This is a genomic window from Protofrankia sp. Cr1 (assembly GCF_963555865.1).
Taxonomy (GTDB): Bacteria; Actinomycetota; Actinomycetes; order Frankiales; family Frankiaceae; genus Protofrankia.
In genome coordinates, this window is record NZ_CAUVXO010000020.1 from 30,706 (window position 1) to 32,504 (window position 1,799).

General features: G+C 69.0%; 1 protein-coding gene and 2 pseudogenes. 2 read left to right on the plus strand and 1 reads right to left on the minus strand.

Going from position 1 to position 1,799, the window contains the following annotated elements:
• Window positions 1-252: pseudogene (locus tag U9980_RS03805) on the plus strand (hypothetical protein); the annotation flags it as partial.
• 61 nt (window positions 253-313) lie between these two features.
• Window positions 314-1,123: an HPF/RaiA family ribosome-associated protein gene (locus U9980_RS03810; protein WP_322766702.1), complete on the plus strand. Its 810-nt coding sequence runs from the start codon at window positions 314-316 to the stop codon at window positions 1,121-1,123.
• A 432-nt stretch (window positions 1,124-1,555) separates the two neighbouring features.
• Here U9980_RS03810 and U9980_RS28400 read toward each other — a convergent pair.
• Window positions 1,556-1,765 (minus strand): annotated as a pseudogene (locus tag U9980_RS28400) (histidine kinase); the annotation flags it as partial.
• Window positions 1,766-1,799 lie beyond the last annotated feature (34 nt).

Here is a 1,799-nt window from a genome sequence, read left to right on the forward strand (position 1 = left end):
CGGGCCGTTGCGGGTAGCCCGGCGGGCACCCGTGTCACGGTCTGGACCGACGGGACCGGCCAGCGGGTGAACCCGCCGGCCACCGAGGCCTCGGCTGTCGCCAAAGGGGTCGGCGTCGGTGTGCTTGCGGTGGGCGCCGCCGGGACGGCGCTGGCCGGATGCTACCTGCTCCTGCGCCGCTTCCTCGATCGCGGACGGCTGGCCGCCTGGGACGCCGAATGGGCGCGCGTCGCACCGCAGTGGAGGCGCTGAGCACCAACTGCCGGCAACCGGGGATCCGGTTCGGACGGCGGTGGTAGGGCACGAGGAGGGTATGAGGCGATCCACGACGACAATCATTCCCGAGGTCGCCGTGGGAACCCGGGGTGCGATGCCGGCGAGCTCCGGCGCCTACGCGCGCCGGAAGATCCTTGCGCTTGCCCAGGAGACGGATGAACCGATCCTGTACGCCCAGGTGCGGCTGACCCACTCGGCGGACCCCGCGCTACCGCGGCCGGCGGTCGCACAGGCCAACATGGACGTCAACGGGCGGCCGCTGCGGGCGCACGTCGCGGCCACGACGATGCACGAAGCGATCGACCTGCTGCAGGCGCGCCTGCGGGAGCGGCTGATCAGAATTGCCGAGCACTGGGAGGCGCGGCGGGGTGGCGCGCCGCTGAAACAGCCGCACGAGCCCCATGAGTGGCGCCACGGCAGCGAGCCGACCCACCGCCCACAGTACTACCCGCGTCCCCCCGAGGAACGCGAAATCGTCCGCCACAAGTCCTTCACACTGGCGCGGGAGACCCCCGATGAGGCCGTCTTCGAGCTGGAGGCGATGGACTACGACTTCCACCTGTACACCGATGCCGACAGTGGGCAGGACAGCGTCATCTACCGCGACGACGCCGGCTACCGCCTGGCCCGGACGGACTCGCGGCCACGGGGTGGCGGTCCGGTCGTCGCGGTACCACTGACCATCAGCGAGCAGCCCGCACCCCGCCTCGGCGTCGACGAGGCGGTCGCGCGGCTGAGCCTGACCGGCTTCCCGTTCGTGTTCTTCGTGGACAACGCGACCGGCCGGGGTAACGTGCTCTACCACCGCTACGACGGACACTACGGACTGATAACCCCGGCCCGGTAGTCGCTGAGTCCACCGGCCGGCAAAGCCGGTTCCCTGCCAGGCTCCGATGTGAATCTGGTGTTGTGGCAGGAGCATCAGATTCACATCGTTAAGAGGGTGCACGTCCAGCAGCACCACGACGGCGCACGAAACCGTATTGGGCTGTACTGCCAGGCCGGTCGCTTCCGTGGTGCGCCTGTCATCGGTGACCGTCGGCTCAATAAAATCGGCTGGTATGCGCCCGCCGCCCTACCCGATTCGGTTACGCCACATGTGGCCGTGGCATTGGCCGCGTGGGGACAACCAGAATTTTTCAGCAAGTACCGGCACATCGTCGATGACCGGTCGGAGCACGCCCTGGGAGGCTCGGCGAACGGGACTGTCAAACGGGGGGAGGACTGCCAGTGAGTGAGGCGAACCCGCATCGTGTGGTCGATGCCGGACATGCGACGCAAGCACCACCGGCAGGCTGAGGTCCGCGGCCACCATCTGGTTCGCCCGCAGCAGCCCACGCAGCCGGCCCTGGGTGGCCAAGACGGCCTGGGCGCGATCCACCAACTGTGTGAGCAGTTCATCAAGCTCGAGACGGACCACGACGGGAAAGACCGGCTCTGCGCCGAGCAGACCGCCGGAGGCATGGCCAGTGCCCGTAGGCACGAGCACAGTCCAGAGCGCCCGGCACGATACCGGGCACCGG

Excerpts from the sequence above, each read along its gene's own strand:
- U9980_RS03810 (WP_322766702.1), top strand. The coding sequence starts at position 314 with ATGAGGCGATCCACGACGACAATCATTCCCGAGGTCGCCGTGGGAACC.